The organism is Sorangium sp. So ce1014 (genome assembly GCF_051521505.1).
Taxonomy (GTDB): Bacteria; Myxococcota_A; Polyangia; order Polyangiales; family Polyangiaceae; genus Sorangium.
Genome location: NZ_CP150356.1, coordinates 1,714,870 through 1,734,552 on the forward strand (window position 1 = coordinate 1,714,870; position 19,683 = coordinate 1,734,552).

At 74.0% G+C, this 19,683-nt stretch carries 12 protein-coding genes; 7 read left to right on the forward strand and 5 right to left on the reverse strand.

Going from position 1 to position 19,683, the window contains the following annotated elements; genetic code table 11:
• Nucleotides 1-8 precede the first annotated feature (8 nt).
• Entirely contained in the window at nucleotides 9-2,372 is a 2,364-nt protein-coding gene (locus tag WME75_RS06515) for a sulfatase-like hydrolase/transferase (RefSeq protein WP_437487258.1), read from the reverse strand.
• A gap of 250 nt (nucleotides 2,373-2,622) precedes the next feature.
• Here WME75_RS06515 and WME75_RS06520 point away from each other — a divergent pair, with 250 nt between their 5' ends.
• Nucleotides 2,623-3,210 (forward strand): Uma2 family endonuclease, encoded by a 588-nt coding sequence (locus WME75_RS06520; protein WP_437487260.1) that lies wholly within the window; start codon nucleotides 2,623-2,625, stop codon nucleotides 3,208-3,210.
• Between the two features lie 76 nt (nucleotides 3,211-3,286).
• Here WME75_RS06520 and WME75_RS06525 read toward each other — a convergent pair whose 3' ends face one another.
• A complete protein-coding gene (locus WME75_RS06525; protein WP_437487262.1) occupies nucleotides 3,287-3,760 on the reverse strand; it encodes a response regulator in 474 nt (157 codons plus the stop codon).
• Nucleotides 3,761-4,350: 590 nt separating this feature from the next.
• On the opposite strand from WME75_RS06525, the gene WME75_RS06530 reads away from it, so the two are divergent.
• From WME75_RS06530 to trpA, 5 genes are all read left to right on the forward strand, one after another.
• The gene (locus WME75_RS06530) at nucleotides 4,351-4,509 is read left to right on the forward strand and encodes a hypothetical protein (RefSeq protein WP_437487263.1); all 159 of its coding nucleotides are present in this window, start codon (nucleotides 4,351-4,353) and stop codon (nucleotides 4,507-4,509) included.
• Nucleotides 4,510-4,677: 168 nt separating this feature from the next.
• Entirely contained in the window at nucleotides 4,678-5,721 is a 1,044-nt protein-coding gene (gene trpD / locus WME75_RS06535; RefSeq protein WP_437494761.1) for an anthranilate phosphoribosyltransferase, read from the forward strand.
• Nucleotides 5,714-7,210 carry a bifunctional indole-3-glycerol-phosphate synthase TrpC/phosphoribosylanthranilate isomerase TrpF gene (trpCF, locus tag WME75_RS06540; RefSeq protein WP_437487265.1) on the forward strand — a complete coding sequence of 499 codons (1,497 nt, stop codon included), beginning with the start codon at nucleotides 5,714-5,716 and terminating at the stop codon, nucleotides 7,208-7,210. The genes trpD and trpCF overlap by 8 nt, the downstream gene beginning before the upstream one ends.
• A 51-nt stretch (nucleotides 7,211-7,261) precedes the next feature.
• Nucleotides 7,262-8,455, forward strand: coding sequence for a tryptophan synthase subunit beta (trpB, locus tag WME75_RS06545; RefSeq protein ID WP_437487267.1), 1,194 nt, complete (start codon nucleotides 7,262-7,264; stop codon nucleotides 8,453-8,455).
• Complete coding sequence (gene trpA / locus WME75_RS06550) at nucleotides 8,452-9,276, forward strand: tryptophan synthase subunit alpha (protein ID WP_437487269.1); 825 nt, start codon at nucleotides 8,452-8,454, stop codon at nucleotides 9,274-9,276. Before trpB ends, trpA begins: the two co-directional genes overlap by 4 nt.
• A gap of 112 nt (nucleotides 9,277-9,388) precedes the next feature.
• Here the strand turns inward: trpA and WME75_RS06555 are convergent, their stop codons facing one another.
• Together WME75_RS06555 and WME75_RS06560 are read right to left on the reverse strand one after the other, a co-directional pair.
• Complete coding sequence (locus WME75_RS06555) at nucleotides 9,389-10,408, reverse strand: hypothetical protein (protein WP_437487271.1); 1,020 nt, start codon at nucleotides 10,406-10,408, stop codon at nucleotides 9,389-9,391.
• Nucleotides 10,409-10,517: 109 nt separating this feature from the next.
• Nucleotides 10,518-14,000: a BamA/OMP85 family outer membrane protein gene (locus WME75_RS06560; protein WP_437487273.1), complete on the reverse strand. Its 3,483-nt coding sequence runs from the start codon at nucleotides 13,998-14,000 to the stop codon at nucleotides 10,518-10,520.
• A gap of 335 nt (nucleotides 14,001-14,335) precedes the next feature.
• Here WME75_RS06560 and WME75_RS06565 point away from each other — a divergent pair, with 335 nt between their 5' ends.
• Nucleotides 14,336-15,148 carry a phosphate/phosphite/phosphonate ABC transporter substrate-binding protein gene (locus tag WME75_RS06565; RefSeq protein ID WP_437487275.1) on the forward strand — a complete coding sequence of 271 codons (813 nt, stop codon included), beginning with the start codon at nucleotides 14,336-14,338 and terminating at the stop codon, nucleotides 15,146-15,148.
• Nucleotides 15,149-15,175: 27 nt separating this feature from the next.
• On the opposite strand, the gene WME75_RS06570 is transcribed toward WME75_RS06565, so the two are convergent.
• Nucleotides 15,176-19,663 carry a translocation/assembly module TamB domain-containing protein gene (locus tag WME75_RS06570; RefSeq protein ID WP_437487277.1) on the reverse strand — a complete coding sequence of 1,496 codons (4,488 nt, stop codon included), beginning with the start codon at nucleotides 19,661-19,663 and terminating at the stop codon, nucleotides 15,176-15,178.
• Nucleotides 19,664-19,683 lie beyond the last annotated feature (20 nt).

Consider the following 19,683-nt stretch of genomic DNA (forward strand, 5'->3'; position numbering starts at 1 on the left):
CTTGGACTTTACTGCGCGGGAGACTCGAAGGCAGACAACTTTTCGCGGAGCCGCGCCACGTCGCCGGCGCGCTCGTTCGACAGATCGCGGGTCTCCCGGGGATCGCGCTCGAGATCGAACAGGAGCATCCGGTCGCGCTTCTTGCGCTGGATCACGAGGAGCTTGAGGTGCCCGTCGACGACCGCCGCGCGGCGGGCGGTGCGGGCGAACACCGGTCCTCGGGGCGCGCGGTCGGCGCCGGCGGCGATGGCGGCGAGGGAGCCGCCCTCGACGGCGGTGGCCTCCGCGTCGCCGAGCTCGAGGACGGTGGGCGCGATGTCGACCGTGCTCACCGGGTGCGGGTAACGGCCGGGAGCTGCGCCGGGGAGCGCGACGACGAGCGGGACGCGGATCGCCTCCTCGTAGAGCTCGACCCCGTGGCCGAGGGTGGCGTGCTCGCCGAGGCCCTCCCCCTGCGCGCCGTGGACGATGATCGCGGTGCGGCCGGCGCGGGGGCCCCGGGCCACGGCGTCGAGCAGGGCGCCGAGCTGCCGGTCGACGTAGGCGATCTCGCCGTCGTAGGCGGCCGTCCTGCCGGAGCCGAAGCGGATGCCGGGGTGGGCGACGTAGCGCTCGTGGGCGTCGAAGAGGTGGAGCCAGAGGAAGACCGGCTGCGCGCGCCGGGCGGCGCCCTCGAGGAGCTCGATGGCCTTCTTGACCGCGAGGTGACCGGTCGCCTCGCGCTCGGGGTGGGCCTCGCCGTAGACGGTCTCGAAGCGATCGAACCCCTGGTCGAAGCCGCGCTCCTGGCTGATCCACGTGAACGAGCTGACCGCGGCGGTGAGGTAGCCGGCCCGCTTCATGCGCTCGGCGAGGGTGTCGTTCCCGGGCAGCAGCGTCGGCCACGCGCGGCGGTCGCGCGCCGCCCGGTTGAGGCGGCGGCCGGTGACGAGCGGCGCGATGGCCCGCTGCGTCTCGCTCGAGGCGGCATAGGCGCGCTCGAACAGCACGCCGCGGGCCGCGAGCTCGGCGAGCCGCGGGCTCGTGTCGCGGCCGTAGCCGTAAGCCGACGTGTGGTCGGCGCGGACCGCGTCGAGGGTGACGAGGAGGATGTCGGGGCGCTCCGGCGCGGACGCGGGGGCGGGCGTCGGCGTGGCGGCGGAGGCGATGGTCCTGGTCAGGACGGCCGGGATCACCGCGCCGCGATCGTCGCGCGCCGCGGGCACGGCCGCGGCGCGCGCGGTCGCGGCCGGTGCGGCCGGCGCGGTCGGCGCGGCCGGCGGGGGGCTGGCAGGAGGGGCAGCGGGGCCCGCGAGCGCCCCGGCGGGCCGGGAGGCGTCGCCCAGGGCTGCGTCGCCGCAACCCTGGTCGATGCCGTCGCCCGGGATGTCCCGCGCGCCGTGATACCGGGTGGGGTCGCCCTCGTCGCAGTCGAGGCCGCCGAAGTGCGAGCCCATCCCGTCGCCGTCGCGGTCGGTCCACCGCTCGAGCGCGCCGAAGAGGGTCGCCGCGAGCCCGCCGCCGGCGCGCACGGCCTGGCCGAGCGGGGGGAACGACTCGATCCGGGCGGTCGCCGTCATGAGGACCAGGGCGGCGAGCGGGACGCCCGCGAGGCCGGCGATGCGGCCGACCGCGGCGCTGAGGTCGACGCTGGAGACGAGCGCGGTCGCCACGAGCGCGATGGCGCCGTCGACGATGGCCGCGCGCACGGCGTCGCGGGCGTCGCCGGGGGCGCTGCCCGCGAGCGCGACGAGCGGCGCGAAGGCGGCGACGAGGGGCAGGACGCCGAGGGCGGCGCCGGCGACGGCGAGGATCCACGGCTTCACGCCGCGGGCGGCGAGGCGGTCGCCGAACGCGACGAGGCGCTGGGTGAGGAGCGCCGCGGCCACGACGCCGGCGAGGCCGAGGACGCCGAAGGTCGCGCCGGCGAGGCCGCGGTGGTGGGTCGCCGCCTTGAGGAGGGCGGCGAGCGCGGCGAGCACGGGCACGGCGACGCTGATCCACAGCGCGATGCGGAGGACGGCGAGGCGCTCGCCGCCCGCGCCGACGATGCCGCGGAAGCCGCGGCCGGCGGCGCGCGAGAGGATGAGGGCGAGCGTGACGAGCGGGAGCAGGATCGCGGTGCCGACGAGGAGCCCATCGAGGAACGACGCGCCGGCGCGCGCGGTGCGCAGCGCGGTCGGGACCGCGGAGAGCGACGCGACGCCGAGGCCGAGCACGCAGGCCTCGCCGAGGCGGGTGGTCCAGGCGCTGCGGCGCGGCGGCGGGGGGACGGACCGCGCCGGCGGCGCGCTCGGGCGGGCGGGCGGACCGCTCGTCGATCGCGGCGGGACGCTCTCATGAGCGCCGGCGGCGCTCGGCGGCGGCGGGGGACCTGGTTCGGCGGTGATCATGGGCACACAGGGGGAGGGCCGGGCGGGCGCCTCGCGAGGGCCTGTCGCGCCTGGCCGCGAGGTCGTGCGCCCTGCAGAACGGGGGCCTACCATCGGTGCACGGAACCGGAAAGTATCCTGCGGGAGCGGATGAGCCGAGGGCGGCGGGAGGGGCGCGCTCGGGGTCGAGGCCGGGCGCTGGGGGCCCGCGCGGCGTCCGGGCGCATGCGCGCTGGCGGGCTCCGGGCGGGTACGGCAGGATGGAGGAGCCGTGTCGCTCCCCGCGCGCAAGCTCGCCACGATCGCGGATCTGCTGGCCATCCCCGAGGCACAGCGGTTTCACGAGGTCATCGACGGCGATCTCGTCCCGAAGGCGATGCCCTCGCCGAGGCACGGCGGGGCCCAGGCATCGCTCGCCGGGATCGTGTTCCGGCCCTACAACCGGCGGCCGGGAGGTCGCTGGCCCGGGGGGTGGTGGTTCGCCACCGAGGTCGAGGTGGGGTTCGAGGAGCACGACATCTACCGTCCGGACGTGGTGGGCTGGCGGCGTGAGCGCCTCCCCGAGCTGCCCGACAAGACGCCGATCCTCGTGCGTCCCGACTGGGTCTGCGAGGTGCTGAGCCCTTCGAACACGCGCAACGACCTCGTGAAGAAGCTGCGCACGTATCACCGATGCCAGGTGCCGCACTACTGGATCGTGGATCCGATGAACGAGGTGCTCACCGTGCATCGCTGGATGGAGGGCGGGTATCTGAACGTGCTCACGGCGGAGCGGGGCGATCGGGTCAGGGCAGAGCCGTTTGACGCGATCGAGGGGTCGGTCGGGGTGCTCTTCGGGGACGACCCGGACGAGGAGTAGGGCGGCGGCGCGACGGGGCGGGGATGGCGGATCGCCCGCGCGAGCGCCGAACGTCGTTCGCGTGCGCGCCGGGAGCTCAGCCTGGGTCCTCCGGCGCCTGCCGCGCCGCGATCACCCGGCTCATCACGCTCCGCAGCGCGTCGAGGTCGAACGGTTTGTCGAGCACCGCGACCGCGCCCAGCGAGCGCGCCAGCGCGTGGGTGGAGCTCTCGCCGAAGGCGGTGATCAGGACGATGGGCGGCCGGCGCCGCACCGCGGACAGGCCGGCGAGCACCTCCATGCCCGTGAAGCACGGCATCTGGATGTCGCTCACGATCGCGTCGACCGGCGCGGGCGGCTCCCGGCCGGCGAACAAGGGGAGGAGGTAATCGAGGAGCTCCAGCCCGTTCCTCGCCTCGATGACCTCGAAGCCGTCACACTTCAACGTCGACGCCAGCAGCGCGCGCATCTCGTCGTCATCCTCGGCCACGAGCACGCGGCAGCCCGCGCCGTACCGGCCGGCGGGCGGAGGGGGCGGCGGATCGCCGACCCACGCGTCGATGAGGCTCATGCACAGCTCCTTCCGTGCCGACGAGGCCGGCGAGCCACGCTCGCTGCACGTTGCATGCCTCGTTTCGCCAGGGCCAGGAGCCGGCCTGACCAGGGGAGTTTTGCCCCACCCGGGGAGGTTCGGGGCGCCCCCTTCCGAGCCGCGCCCCGACCTCGGCCTCGCAAGGTCCTGACGCCGTCATTCCAATGCAGCCCGGATAGACGGTCAATCCAGCGAATCGATTTCATGGAGGTGCATCCAGAGCTGGCCTGGCTGAGGGGGAGGGGTTGCTCATGCGATAGGAAGGCGTCCTGGTCCTGTGAGCCATCATGAGGGTGAGTGAGCCGCTCCGAGACAACGTGACAGCGGACCGAGCCCGCCGAGCATGGGTATCTCCCGCCATGCGGAGTCCGCCACCGCGTCTGTCCCGCACACCCGCGCCCCGACCGCGCGGATACCCGCCAGGCGCCAGAGCGATAGAGCAGCGGCGCGCGGCGGCAGCGCGCCGGCAGGTGGCGGGTGGACGACAGACAAGACCGACAGAACCAGCGAAGCGGAAACCGCCGCGAACCCGCTTGACCCCCCGCGCGGCCGCAAGCTATGTTCCCCGCATGTCCCGCGCGCTCCCCGCGTCCCCCGCTCGCTCCGGCGCCGAGGCCTTCGTCCTCGGCGAAGTCCGGCCGCGCGGGGCGGCCCAGGTGGGCTCGCGCGTGGCCGGGCTGCGCTGGTGGCGCTGGTACTGTACCAAGGCGGGCCCCAACGACGGGTAACGCGCCTCCCTCCGGGGAGGCCGACCTGAAGGAAAGAAGAAAATGGGCCCGCCGAACAACGGTGGGCCTTTTCGTTTTTGTCCGCTATGCAGTGCGCCGCAGTCCGATGCTCGAATCGCGAGGAGCCGTGTCTGCCGCAACGGCCGTGAACATGAGGAGCGAACCATGATGCATGCAGTGATCGATGCGCTCTGCGCGGGCGTGGACCTCTCCGCCGAGCAGACCGAGGCGCTGTTCCGTGACGTGGTCGCGGGGGCGCTGACCGAGATCGAGCTCTCCGCGCTGCTCGTCGCGCTCAAGGCGAAGGGCGAGACCCCCGCCGAGATCGCCGGCGCCGCGCGCGCGCTCCGGGGGGCCTCGGCGCCGTTCGCGCGGCCGGCCTACGCGTTCGCCGACTGCTGCGGCACCGGGGGCGACGGGCAGTGTACCGTCAACGTGTCGACCGCCGTCGCCTTCGTCGCGGCCGAAGGGGGGTTGCCGGTCGCCAAGCACGGCAACCGCTCGGTCTCGTCGCAGTGCGGCTCCGCCGACGCCCTCGAGGCGCTCGGCGCACGGCTCGACCCGCCGGCCGAGGTCTCGCGCCGGGCCCTTGACGAGGTCGGCTTCTGCTTCCTCTTCGCGCCGCAGTACCACGCCGGCCTCCGCCACGCGATGCCGGTGCGCCGCGCCCTCAAGGTGCGCACGATCATGAACCTGCTCGGCCCCCTCGTGAACCCGAGCGCGCCGCCGATCCAGGTGATGGGCATCTATGATCCGGAGCTCGTCACCCACGCCGCGCGCACGCTCGGGATGCTCGGTTGCCAGGCCGCGCTCGTCGTGCACGGCGGAGGCCTCGACGAGATCGCCCTGCACGCCCCGACCCGCGCCGCCCGGCTCCGCGACGGGGTCGTCGAGGAGCTCACGCTCGATCCGTCGGACGCCGGGGTCTCGCCCGCGCCGATCGAGGCGCTCCGGGGCGCCGGCCCGGCCGAGAACGCCGTGTGGCTCCGCGACCTCCTCGCCGGGCGCGGCGAGCCCGCGCACCGCGACGCCGTCGCCCTCAACGCGGGGGCGCTGCTCTGGATCGGCGGGCGCGCCGACAGCCTGCGCGAGGGGACGGCCGCGGCGCTCGACGCGCTGAGCTCGGGGCGCGCGGCGGAGCGGCTCGCGCGCTTCGTGGCGCTGAGCCGGGAAGGGTCTCAAGAAGCGCGCAAGGAGGCGAACCATGGTTGAGCAGAGCAGCAATGTCCTCGCGCGCATCGTGGAGCGGAAACGGGCGGACGTGGCGGAGCGCGAGCGGCGCACCCCGCTCGCCGTCCTCAGGGCGAACGCCCCGCCCACCTCGCGGAGCCTCCGGCGCGCGCTCTCCGCGCCGGGCGCGCGGTTCGTCCTGGAGTGCAAGAAGGCCTCCCCGTCAGAAGGCCTGATCCGACCGGACTTCGACCCGCACGCCGTCGCCGCCGCCTACTACGGCGTCGCCGACGCGGTGAGCGTGCTGACCGACGAGCCCTTCTTTCAGGGCAGCTTCGAGATCCTCCAGGCCGTGCGCGAGGTCCTGGACGTCCCGCTCCTCTGCAAGGACTTCGTCGTGGGCCCTTACCAGGTGGTCGAGGCGCGGTCGCGCGGCGCGGACGCGATCCTGCTCATGCTGTCGGTGCTCGACGACGCGACAGCGCTGCTCTGTCTGGGCGCGGCCGAGGCGCTCGGCATGGACTGCCTCGTCGAGGTCCACGACGAGGCGGAGCTCGACCGCGCGCTCGCGCTGCCCGCGCCCGTGATCGGCATCAACAACCGCGATCTCAGGACGCTCAAGGTCGATCTCGCCGTCTCGGAGCGGCTCGCCCCGCGCGTGCCGCGCGACCGGATCGTCATCGCGGAGTCGGGCGTCGAGTCGCGCGCCCACGTGGAGCGGCTCGCGCGCTCGGTCGACGGGTTCCTCGTCGGCACCTCGCTCATGCGCAGCCCCGACATCGCCGACGCCGCGCGCGCGCTCGTGAACGGCAGGGTGAAGGTCTGCGGCCTGACCCGGGCCGGGGACGCGCGCGAGGCGGAGCGGCTCGGGGCCCGCTTCGGCGGCCTCGTCTTCGCCGAGGCCTCGCCGCGGCGGGTGACGCGCGAGCAGGCCGAGATCGCGATCGCCACCGCCGCGGGGCTTGCCTTCGTCGGCGTTTTCCTCAATCAGTCCGCGGGCTTCGTCTCCGATACAGCGCGCGCGCTCGGGCTCCGCGCCGTGCAGCTGCACGGCGACGAGGACGCCGCGTACGTCGAGGGGCTGCGGCGCGCGCTCCCCGAGGGCTGCGAGGTCTGGAAGGCGGTCCCCATGGCGCCGTCCGGCGAGGTGGCCGGCGCGGCCGGCGCCTCGGGTGTGGCCGGCGCGGCCGGCGCGGCCGGCGCGGGCGCCGAGGTCGAGCGCCGCGCCGATCGGCTCGTCTTCGACACGCGCACGGCCGAGGCGCGGGGAGGCACCGGGCGGACGTTCGCCTGGAGCGCGATCGAGCACCACCCGGCGCGGGCCCGGAGCCTGCTCGCGGGCGGGCTCACGCCGGACAACGTCGCCGCGGCGCGCGGGGTCGGCGCGTGGGCGCTCGACGTGAGCTCGGGCGTCGAGAGCGCGCCCGGCGAGAAGTGCGCCGACCTGCTCGTGCGGCTGTTCGACCGCGCGCGCGGCCCCTCGCGCCACGACCCTGGCCCCGCGGCCCCGGCGGACCGCGCTTCTCCCTGACCGCATCTTCCACAACGCACCACGCACCATCGACGGATAGAGGCAATCACCATGCAGCAAAGCGGTCGCTTTGGCGCCTTCGGCGGCGCCTATGTCCCGGAGATCCTCGTACCCGCGCTCGAGCAGCTCGAGCGCGCGTACCTGGAGGCGCGCGGCGATCCGTCGTTCGCGGCGGAGTTCAACGCCTTGCTGACGAGCTACGCGGGGCGCCCGACGCCGCTGACCCTGTGCCGCAACCTGACCGGCGACCCGCGCGTGAAGGTGTACCTCAAGCGCGAGGACCTGCTCCACGGCGGCGCGCACAAGACGAACCAGGCGCTCGGCCAGGGGCTGCTCGCGCGGCGCATGGGCAAGCGGCGGCTCATCGCCGAGACCGGGGCCGGCCAGCACGGCGTCGCGACCGCGATGATCGGGGCCCTGCTCGGGCTCCCCACGCGCATCTACATGGGCGCGAAGGACGTCGAGCGGCAGCGGCTCAACGTCTTCCGGATGCGCCTCATGGGGGCCGAGGTCGTGCCGGTGACCTCGGGCTCGCAGACGCTGAAGGACGCCCTCAACGAGGCGCTGCGCTACTGGACCGAGAGCTACGAGGACACGCATTACCTGATCGGGACGGTCGCCGGCCCGCACCCGTTCCCCACGATCGTGCGCGACTTCCAGTGGGTGATCGGCCGCGAGGCCCGCGCGCAGATCCTGGAGGCGGAGGGGCGCCTGCCCGACGCGGTGGTCGCGTGCGTGGGCGGCGGCAGCAACGCGATGGGGATCTTCTCCGAGTTCATCCCGGACAAGGACGTGGCGCTCGTCGGCGTCGAGCCCGCCGGCCACGGCCTGTCGACCAGCATGCACGGCGCGACGCTCCTCAAGGGGCGCCCGGGCGTGCTGCACGGGTCGGAGACCTACATCCTCCAGGATGAGCACGGGCAGGTCGCCGAGACGCACTCGGTGTCGGCGGGGCTCGACTACCCCGGCGTCGGGCCGGAGCACGCGCACCTCATGACGTCGGGCCGGGCGACCTACGTGGCGGCGACCGACCAGGAGGCGCTCGACGCGTTCCAGCGGCTCGCGCGCAGCGAGGGCATCATCCCGGCGTTCGAGTCGGCGCACGCGATCGCGCACGCGATGAAGATGGCGGCGGAGGCGGCGCAGGCAGGGCGCGAGACGGTGCTCGTCGTGAACCTGTCGGGCCGCGGAGACAAGGACATGGAGCAGGCGCAGAAGCTGCTCGATCCAGGGAGGTCGACATGAGTCGGGAGACGATGACGACGCGCTACGATCGCGCATTCGAGCGGCTGCGGCAGCGGGGGGAGGGGGCGTTCATCCCCTTCCTGATGCTCGGGGATCCGGACCTCGCCACGAGCGCGCGGCTGCTCCGCGCGGCGGTGGAGGGCGGCGCGGACGCGATCGAGGTCGGGATCCCGTTCTCGGATCCGATCGCGGACGGCCCGACGATCCAGGCCGCCGCCGTGCGGGCGCTCGCGGCCGGCGTGCGGCCGCCCGACTGCATCGAGCTCCTCGCGCGGTTCCGGGCGGAGGTGAAGGACGTGCCGGTCGGCCTCCTGACGTACGCGAACCTGGTGAAGCACCGCGATCTCAAGGGCTTCTACGCGTCGGTGGCCGCGGCCGGGGTCGACAGCGTGCTCGTCGCCGACGTGCCGGTGAGGGAGTCGGAGCCGTACGTGGCGGCGGCGCGCGAGGCGGGCGTGGCGCCGGTGCTGATCGCGCCGCTCAACGCCTCGGAGCCGACGCTGAAGCTGCTCGCGGAGCGGTGCGCTGCGTACACCTACTGCGTCACGCGCAAGGGCGTGACGGGGGCGGACGAGCAGCTGCGCCTCGGCCACGGCACGCTCCTCGAGACGCTGCGCCGGTTCGGCGCGCCGCCCGCGATCCTCGGCTTCGGCATCTCGAAGCCCGAGCACGTGCGCGACGCCCTCGCCGCCGGGGCGTTCGGCGTGATCAGCGGGTCCGCGGTCGTCCAGCGGATCGCCGCGAACCTCGGCGATCCCGAGGCGGCCGCGCGCGCCGTCGCGAGCTTCGTCCGCGAGATGAAGGCGGCCACGGTGCGCTGACCGCGGGGGCCGCCGCCATCCTGTCGATGCCGCGCGGCGCCGCCCGCCGCGCGGCGAGCGGCGCTCCCTGCAGCGGCCGCGCGTGGCTCTCGTGGCAGGCGGCGGGCTGAGCTCAGGGGCACGCGACGCCGCACCGGTGCTGCGCGAGCCCGATGCAGCTCTCGTCCCAGCGGAACGTGCAGCAGAAGCTGTCTCCCTCGAGCTCGTCGCACACATTCGCGACGCAGCTGTTGCACGACGGGTCCAGCGCCTCGCCCGTCTCGCAGAGGTCGTGAGCGCACCCGCAGGCCCGCCCGCAGGCGGCGGCGAGCCCCTCGACGCAGTGGGCGTCCCACGCGCTCATGCAGCACGCGGGGTCCTCGGCGCACAGCGCGGTGACGCACGGGTCGCAGCTGGTGAGGAGCGGGTCCCCCTCCTCGCACAGGTCGTGGCTGCAGTCGTCCGGCGGGCATGCGCCGCAGTCGGAGGCGCACGCCTGGCAGTTCTCCCGCAGGGGCTCGCAGGTGCCGTCGCCGCAGACCGGCGGGCACTCGCCGCAGTCGGAGGCGCACGACGCGCACGTCTCCGGCGCCTCGCAGCGCGTGTCCCCGCAGGCCGGCGCGCACCCCTCGCAGTCGCCGGGGCAGCTCTCGCACGTCTCTTCCTCGTCACACCGGGCGTCGCCGCACACCGGCGCGCCGCCGGAGCCGCCGGAGCCGCTCGACGTCGTGTCGCCGGAGCCGCCGGAGCCGCCGGAGCCGCCGGAGCCGCTCGACGTCGTGTCGCCGGAGCCGCTCGACGTCGCATCGCCTGAGCCGCCTGAGCCGCCGGAGCCGCCCGCGCCGCCGGAGCCGCCCGCGCCGCCGGAGCCGCCCGCGCCGCCGGAGCCGCCCGCGCCGCCGGAGCCGCCGGTGCCGGCCGCATCGGAGCCGCCCGCGCCACCGGAGCCGCCCGCGCCGGCCGCACCGGAGCCGCCGGAGCCGCCGGAGCCGCCCGCGCCGCCGGAGCCGCCGGTGCCGGCCGCATCGGAGCCGCCCGCGCCGCCGGAGCCGCTCGACGCGCTGCTCGGTGCGGCGCTGTCGTCCCCGCAGCCGGCGGTCGTCAGGATCGATGTCAGGGCGAGCAGGGCGCACATGCGGAGAGAGCCGTTCATCAGGGGAACCTCGTCATGGTGAGTTGAGAGCTGCCTTTGCGACCCCCGGCCGTCGAGGGCATCCAGCGTCGTGAGGGCGTGAGCCAAGCGTCGCACGCGACGCCGCCTGTCAGAAGAGCCCCACGGAGAAATGGAGGGCGCCGTCGATCTCGTCGAGCTCGTCGCGCGGGTCCAGGTTGAAGCCGTAGTCGAAGGCCAGCGGACCGATGGGGGTGTTCACCCGCAGGCCGGCGCCGAGCCCGTAGCGGAGCCGCCGCGGGTCGAGGTTCACGTTCCTCGCCCGGATCCAGAGGTTGCCCGCGTCGAGGAACAGGCCGAGCTGGAGCAGATCGGTCAGCGGAACGCGCAGCTCGGCGCGCGGATTCACCATCACCGTTCCGCCGCGCGGGATATCGTCGGTCGAGACGTCGGCGTCCTCGCCCAGCGCCGCCCTCGCCTCCTCGAGCCCGTCCTCGGGGTACAGCGACTCGGCCAGATGGGAGCGGAGCGAGTCGACGCCGCCGAGGAAGAACAGGCGGTCAGGGTAAGTCCCGCTCTCGGCGACGAGCGGTTGAATATACCCTCCGGACAGGCTCAGCGCGAGGATGAGCCGCGACCGGGGCGCGAGGGGGATATAGCCCGACACCCGGCCGGTGAACCGCAGGAAGTGGCTCTCGGGGAAGCTCGACTGGGCCCGGGCCGAGTCGAACGCGTCGAACGCGTCGACGTGCTCGACGCCGCCGGAGAGCAGGAATCCCCGGGTCGCGGCGAAGGGGGTGTCCCGCGTGTCCCAGGACGCGTCGAGCCGCTGGGCCAGGGCGATCGTGCGTCCCTCGGGCATGCGCAGCTGGTCGAGGATATTCCGCTTCTCGTTGCCCACGGCGCCCGGGAAGAAGCCGACGTCGTTCAGCTCGGTCGACACGGCGAGCTGCGTCGTCACGGCGCGCCGCGGACGGTAGGTGATCGCGGGGATGAGCGCCTGCTTCGTGAAGCCGAAGTCGAGCTGGTTGTCGCGCACGTCGATGCCCGCCAGAGAGAGGCTGACGAGCGGGCCGAGGCCGATGTCCGGGAGCGTGATCGAGACCGTGTTGCGGCGCTCCAGCTGATCGTCGCCGTTGAGCTCCTCGTAGTGACGGCGCGCCGCGGGGTCCACGACCATGAACTCGAACAGGTAGCTGAGCTGGACGCGCATCGTGAGGCCGATGGCCAGGCCGCCGATGTTGCGGTGTCCGTACTCGAAGGCGAAGCGGACGCCCTCGCCGGTCGAGAACCCGATCTGCGGGTTGAGGTACTGCGGCAGCTGCTCGACCACATGGATGATGACCCGCTTGTTCTTCTGCGGGACATCCGGGTCCTCCAGCGAGATGGACACGCTGGAGAAGGGGCCGAGCGTGGCGATGCGCTCCTCGCTCAGGCGGGCCTGCGACTGCCGGAACGGCGCCCCCTCGCGGAGCAGGACGCGGCGGAGGATCAGCTGCTCGTCGGTCCGGACGGCGCCCTTGATGACGATGCCGGTGACCGTCACCCGATCCCGCTCCGACACGATGAACCGCGCGCGGGCGCGCGTGCGGTCGGGCGAGGGCTCGATCGCCGTGCGGACCTCGGCGAACGCGTAGCCGAGGTCGCGGTAGGCATCGAGGATGCGCAGCCGCGCGGCGTCGAGGGCGAGCGTCGAGAGGGGCTCTCCGACCTTCAGGTCCGCGACCCGGCTGAGCCAGCGCTCGCTGAACGGGCTCTCCTCGGCGCAGAAGCTCCGGTCCCGCGCGATCAGGCCGGCCTGGCCGCAGAAGCCCTTGTTCCCCTCGAAGGCGAGATCGTAGAGCCGGGTCTGCGGGCCGGGATGGACAGGGATGCGGAGCGTCACCTCGGGGGCGCACGTGATGTGCCGCGCCGGATCGGGCCGGCAGGTCAGGGCGGCGGGGACGGGCGGCTCGGGGACGGGGAGGCCCAGCGCGTCGGTGCGGCACTGGGCCGTGACGCGCTCGGTGACCGGCTCGGGGACGCAGGCGCCCGGCTTCGAGCGGCGCGAGCAGGTGGCGCGGAGCACGGAGACCGGACCGACGACGGCGTTCAGGTAGCCCTTGCTGAAGTAGAGGTCGCGCAGGTGCTTGAGGGCGCGCTCGTAGGTCTCCTGCTCGTACGTCATCGCCGGGATGAGCTCGACCGGGCGGGCCCGGCCGCCCGCGCCGCGGGTCGGGCCGAACAGGTCCGAGATGCCGCGCGGGTCGGGCATCGAGAAGGCGTCGGCGCCGGGCAGGTCCTCCTCGAGGAAGCTCTCGATCTCGCGGCCGAGGTCGTCCGGGCTGAGGTCGCCGGTGAGGCAGGGGAAGACGCGCTTCGTGACGCGCACCTGCTCGTGCTCGCGGACCGTGAAGGTCAGGTAGCGGACCGGATCCTCCGGCTTGCCGCCGAGCGACGGCGTCACCCTGGCGTCGAGGAAGCCGCGGGCGACGTAGAACGCGGTGAGCCGGTCGGCGAGGTCGTCCGCCTTCGTCTCGGTGGTCTCGCCGAGGCCGAGCGCGGCCTCGAGGGCGTCGCTGTCGAAGGCGCGGTTGCCGTCGAAGGCGGGGACGATGCGCGCGCCGGGATCGAGGTAGACGTAGAGGTAATTGTTCGGGCCGACCGCGAGCACGCGGTGCGAGACCTCGGCGTCGTGAAAGCCGCTCCGGCGGAGGAGCTCGGCCATCTCGCGGTCGGCCTCGGCGAGGGCGGGCTCGTCGACGCGGGCGCCGACGCCGAGGCGGTAGCTCTCCCTGAGCGAGCCGAGCTCCCGGTCCGCGCGCGGGTCGACGACGAACACGCGCTGGGCGACGATGCGCGGGGCGCCGGCCTCGACGTTGAGGGAGAGGACGATCTGCGACGGCTCGTCGGTGTCGACCGCGCGGACCGTGACCGCGGCCGCGGGGTAGCCGTGCTGCGCGTAGAACGCGCGGATGCGGGGGCCGATCTCGGCGAGCGCCGCGGCGGTGATCTCGCCGCCCTCGGCGATGCCGGCGGCCTCGAAGGTGCCCTGGCGATCGAGCGCGCCGCCGGTGATCTGGACGGTCGCGATGCGCCGGCGCGGGACGACGACGATCCGGAGCGCGGCGCCGTCGGGCAGCAGGTAGGCCTCGGCCGACGCGCGGGCGAAGTTGCCGGAGGCGAGCAGCTCGCGCATCGCGCGGCGCGCGGCGTCGTGGCTGAGCGGCTCGCCGAGCTCGACGCTCGTGACCGGCGACGCGTTCTGCCAGCGGTCGCCCTGCGCGGCGACATCGATGCGGACGATCGGCTTGCCGACGAGCTCTCCGAGGGCGAGCGGCTGATCGAGCGACGGCACGTCGGTGGCCTCGGCGCCGGCTTCACCCGGAGGCCCGGCGCGCCCCGCGGCGCTGGCCTGACCCGGGTTGGGGTTGGCCTGAACCTGGTTGGCCTGACCCGGGTTGGGGTTGGCCTGAACCTGGTTGGCCTGACCCGGGTTGGGATTGGCGTGAACCCGGTTCGAGCTGCTGGACTCCACCTGGTCGGCCTGGGCCAGGCGCACGGGCGCCTGGTCGGCGCGCGCGGGGACGGCGAGCGCGCCGAGCGGCAAAAGGCCGAGCCACAGGGGAATGAGGGCGGAGCGGAGGCGAGCCATCAGGTGCGGAGCGCCGGGGGACGAAAACGAAATGAACCGGCGCCGGCGTGCACGAGGACCGCAGCGTAGCCCGGTTGGGCGGCGGTTGGGCAAGAGGCCGCCCGCGCGGCGACGTCGCCCGCGCGCCCTGCATCGCCGCAGCGCGGCCGCCTGCCTCCGCGCGTCGCCGCGCCCGCGCCCGCGCCCCGTTCGCGCACCAACACGAACCGCGCGGACTCCAGCGCCCGGGAGGCCCAGGCCGGGTCGGATCGACGCCTCGATGCGCCGATGTGCGAGACGCGGGGATCTCGGCGGGCGGACCTCGTGCTAGCGTCGCCGCCCGTGCGAGGCACCGGATGAAGGACCTGGCGATGCTTGTCGGCGCCGTGGCGCACGACCTCAAGGTGGTGACGCTGTGGGAGAGCCTGCGCGAGCACTTCCGTGAGCATGGAATCCTGATTGATTTCGCGCTGTTCTCTACGTACGAGCGCCAGGTGGAGTCGCTGATCCGCGGGCACATCGACGTCGCCTGGGACAGCGCCCTCTCGCACGTGCGGGTGAAGCGGCAGACCGAGGGCCGGTCCCGTTCGCTGGCGATGCGCGAGATCGACCGCGACTTCCATAGCAAGCTCCTCGTCCGCCGCGACGCCGCGGTCGGGGCGCTCAGCGACCTCGAGGGCAAGGTGCTCGCGGTGGGGAGCGCCGACTCCGCGCACGCGCGCATCCTGCCGCTCCACTTCCTCCGGCAGGCGGGGGTGGCGGTGGACAGGATCCAGCTCATGCCGTTCGAGGTGGACCTCGGCAAGCACGGGGACACCGCGACGAGCGAGGTCCAGGCGCTCGCGGCGCTGCACGAGGGCAAGGCGCAGGCGGCGGCGGTCGGCGACGCGGTGTGGCTGGCCGAGCAGGCGAGCGGCCACATCGATCTCCGCCGGGTCGACGTCCTCTGGACGACGCCGGCCTACGACTTCGCGATGTTCGACGCGCTGCCGGCGCTGCCCGAGGCGAAGGCCGAGGCGTTCCAGCGCGCGCTGCTCAGCATGACCTGGAAGAACCCGAAGCACCGGCGCATCTTCGAGCTCATGGGCCACAAGCAGTGGGTGGCCAGCCGCGACGACCGGTACGGCGCGCTCGACGCGGCCACCGCGGCGCTCGCCGCCGCCCCCTGACGGCGCCTGTTCAAGCGCGCGCGCGCGTCACTCGAACTCGAGCCGCCACCGGAGATCGGCGCCCACGTTGCCGAGCGGCGAGCTCGAGGCGTCGTTCGCGTTGTCGTAGGACCCCTGGATGCTCATGCGGTCGCTGAGCTTCACCTCGACGCCCGCGCGCACCTGGCTGCCCTGCGAGAGCCCCGTCGTGACGTTGGCGCGCACCGCGTCCGTGATGCGCTTGCCCAGGGTCACCGTCGGCTCCGGGGCGCCGTTCTTCGACGAGTAGCCGGTGCCGAAGCGGAACTCGTCGATGATGGGGACGATCTTCCTCACCGCCTTGTCCGCGCCCGTCAGCGACGAGAGCGCCTCGAGGCCCATGGTCTCGCCGAGCGACGACACGACGCCCTGGTTGAGCTCGGCGCGCGTCATCCCGAGCGTCAGGAGCAGGACGATGTCCTCCTGGCTGAGCGGCGGATCGCTCGTCAGGTTGAGCTGCAGGTTGTCGGCGTCGCCCTGGGCGTGCAGCCGGATGCGCCAGTGCCCGCCGGCGTTCGCGCCGGCGCCGATGCCCCCGGGCGCCGCCGCCTCCGCGCCGGCCGCCGGGTCCGCCGTGGCGCTGCTCATGGCCGTGTAGCGGCGGTACTCGCTCTCGGCGCGCACGTCGACCTTCGGGGCGATGCGGAACGGATCCTCGAAGCGGACGTAGCCCTCCCGGACGTTGAACTCGGTGCTCCGCAGCATGAGCTTCGATTCGGGCAGGATGCGCAGCGACCCGCGCGCGCCGAAGCGCTGGTTCGTGCCCGACAGCTCGAGCCCCGTCGGCGAGACCTCGAGCCGCATGTCCGCGAGATCGTTTGAAAAATGGAGCGGATTCGGCGAGAGGACCGTGACGCGGAACCGGACCGCGTCGGCCGCGGGGTTGTAGGTCTGCACCGTCGTCCGCTGCCGGCCCGTCAGGTCGCCGAGATCGACGCTCATCAGGATCGGGCGCGTGTAGTTGAACGACGTGAGCGTGATCTTGCCCTCGACCTCCGGCAGGTTCTTCTCGCCCGACGCGTCGTCCTCGACGCCGGGCTGGAAGCGCGCCACGAGGTTGGCGTTCGCGGTGAGGTTCACCCCGTCCGCGACCGGCAGCTTCACGCCGGTCGCCACGATCGAGGCCGTCGCCATGCCGAGGTTCAGGCCGCGCACCGGCATGTGCCCGGCCGCGCTCACCGTGCCCGTGCCGACCCGCGCGGTCGCCCGCGTGAGGCGCACGAGATCGCCGCCGATCGCGATCTCCACGTCGATGTCGTCGAGCGACACGGGCAGCCCCACGACGTCGAGCTCCCCCTCCTTGAGCGTCGCCGAGCCCGTGTAGCGCAGCCCCTGGAGCGGACCGCTCACCTGGACCTCGGCCTGCACCGTGCCGCGCGCGTGCCGGATCTGCGGGATGTCGGCGCTGAGCCGCGACAGGTTCGTCGGGCTGACCCGGATCGCGATGTCGAGGTCGGGCGCGGTGAACACCCGCTGGACCTCGCCGGACGCGGTGAACGCGGCGGACAGGCGCGAGGCGGTGTGCGCCTCGAGGCGGAGCTCCGGCACCCGGAGCGCGTTGCCCGCGAGGCGGATCGGCCCGCTCGGGGCCGTGAGGTGGAGCCCCTGGCCCTCCCGCTCCAGCTTGAGCGCGCCGACCGTGAGCGTGAGCGCCGCCTGCTTCGGGTCCGCGAGCGGGAGCCGCTCGACGTCGAGCGTCGCGGTCAGCGTGCCCTTCGGCGTCGCCGCCGAGAACGCGACGCCCGGGATCAGGTTCGCGAGCGTGCCGAGGTCGAGCGCGTCCATGCGCACCTTGCCGTCCACGATCTTGCGCTGCTGGCGCGTGACGCGGAGCCCCTCCAGCGCCACCTGCCCGCCGAAGAGCGAGCCGTTCGCGACGAAGGAGCCGTCGGGGAGGTCGCGCTCGAGCTCCGCCGGGTCGAACGGCGCGCCCTGGGGGTTGCCGCAGATCGGCGTCTTGCCGACGATCCTGGGCGCCCTCTCGGTGGGCACGATCGTGAGCTCGACGCGCGAGGGGGGCAGGCTCGCGTGCGTGCGGCGGATGCCGACGCGCGAGACGTGGACGTCCGCGAACCCGGCCATCCGGCTCACGGTGCCGCCCAGGCTGGCGACGAGCGACACCGAGCCGTCGAACAGCGAGGCCGCCGGCCCGAGCGCGTCTATCCGCGTGAGCGGCAGCCCGCTCGCGATGACGCTCCCCTTGAGCGCGCCGCCGTGCGCCACGGACACGCTCGCCAGCACCGAGCCCGTGCCCTTGCGCAGCGACGCCGAGCGGACGTCGAGCCGCATCCCGTCGCCGCCGGCGGCCTGGTCGTCCCAGATCAGGTTGAGGTCGACCTCGCCCTCGTCGAAGCGCTCCTCGAGGAGCTCGACGCCGCTGAGCCGCATCCCGGCGCTCACGGCGAGGTAGCCGCCGCCGCAGCGGTCCTCGGGGCCGCCGAGCGCGAAGTGGGCCCGCGCCGTCCCGCTCGCGGTCGCCTTGTAGCCGGCGTACCGCGGATCCTTCTCGAGGCGGAGCATCTCGAGGAGGTCGCGCGCGGCCAGGTGCGGCGCCTCGCGCGTGTCCACGGTCGCGTCCACGACCACGATCCCCGACGCGCTGTCGAGCGAGCGGCCCTTCGGCAGGTTGCCCGCCGGGTCGAAGTCGATCTTGATCGAGGGGACCCGGACGCGGCTCGCCCCGTGCCGGACGCGCGCGTTCTCGAGCGTCACGGCGAGCGGCTCGAACGCGACCGGCGAGGGCTCGAGGTCGCCGATGGGGAACCCGGCGAACACGAACTTCTCGATGCCGACCTCGCCCTTGAGCTTCGGGTGCCCGTAGGAGCCGTGCATCGAGGCCTTCAGCGTGGCGACGCCGGCGAGCTCGAGCTCGGCGAGCGGCGAGACATCGGCGAGGTCCACCTGCGAGCCCGGGTGGATCTCGACCCCGAGCTGGTCGTTGAAGCCGAGCGAGACGGTGGCCCGGAGGTGCGAGCCCGGCGTGTCGACCGAGAAGCCGGAGAGCACGACGGCGTTCGGCCGCACCTGGAACGAGCCGCGGACCGTGCCCTCCTTGACGCCCATCAGGCGCTGGCGGGCCGGGTCCGTCGTCGGGCGATCGAAGATGTCGAAGCCGTGCGTCTGCACGGCGAGCGGGCCCTCGAGGGAGAGCGGGGACAGCGTGCCGCCGAAGCGATCGAACCGGCCCTCGCGCAGCGTCCAGGCGACGTGCGCCTGGGGGTGCACGCCGAGGTCGCGCAGGAGGCCGGGCAGCTGGATGCCGGCGAAGTCGACAGGCCCCACCTGGAGCGGGATGCCCTTCTCGAACGGCTTGATCTCGGCGCTGGAGATCTTGAGCGTGCCGTCGGCCCAGGCGATGGCGGTGTCGGAGAGCTGCACGGCGTCGGGGGTCGTCGCGAGCTGGCTCGAGAGGCGCGTCACGAAGACCCTGCCGTCGAGGCCCGGCTGGTCGATCGCGAGGGTCCCCTTCACCCGGGGGAGCGCGAGGCCGAACGGCGCGGACGCCGCGTCGTACTCGGCGTCGACGTCGATCGCGAGCGAGCCGGACGAGGGCGGCAGGTCCACGAAGCGGTGCACGATCGGGACCGGCAGGCGCGCCCGCACGCGGCCCTCGATCCGGTGGGGCATGCCGCCGCCGAGGCCCACGGCGCGGAGGGCGCCGAGCTCGAGCTCCACCCGGCGCCAGTCGCCTTCCTGGAGCGCGCAGGGCGGGGCGGTGCCGGGATCCGGATCGAAGTCGGCGGCGCCCTCCAGGATGAGCCGGCGGACGAGCGCGCGGTCCGGCTCGACGCGGATGCGCGTGTCGAAGCGGCAGACGACGTCCTCGTCGACGCTGTCCTCCTCGGCCTCGCGGCCGGGCGCGGCGTGCGTGTGGACGACCGAGACGAGGCCGGAGCGCATCGCGATCTCGAACGCGTCGGCCGGCTCGGCGGAGACGTCGACGTCGACCTCGCGGGCCTGGATGCGGAGGTTGTCGATCGTCAGGTCGACCTGCGCGTCGGTGATGGCCACCGAGGAGAGCGGCGCGCGGTCGAGCAAGCTCTTGTCGCTGCTGCTCTGGGTGCGGGGGAGGTTGAGGTTGCGGAGCTCCCCGTCCTTCACGACGGCGCGGACGCGCGGGCCGACGATCTCGACGTCGCCGGCGTCGATGCGCCCCGCGATCAGCGAGAACAGGCGCGGGCGGATCGCCACGCGCTCGAGTTCGAGGAACGGCGCGCCGCCGTCCGAGGAGTCGACGACGAGGCGGTTCAGGCCGACCATCAGGGGCCAGGCCTGCACGCGCACGTCGTAGCGGGCGGTGATGCCGAGCTCGTTCTGGAGCAGCGCGGCCGTCTCGGCCGCCGCCCAGGCCCGCACGGCCTGGGTCCGCACGAGGAAGCCGACCGCGAGCGGGATCGCCCCGATCACCGCGAACACGACGCACAGCACGCGCACGGCGAGGCGCCCCCAGTCCCTCCGGGCTCGCGGCGGGGAGCCTTTTCTCCTCGTGCCGTGCATCGGGGCGCAGCTTAGCTGAA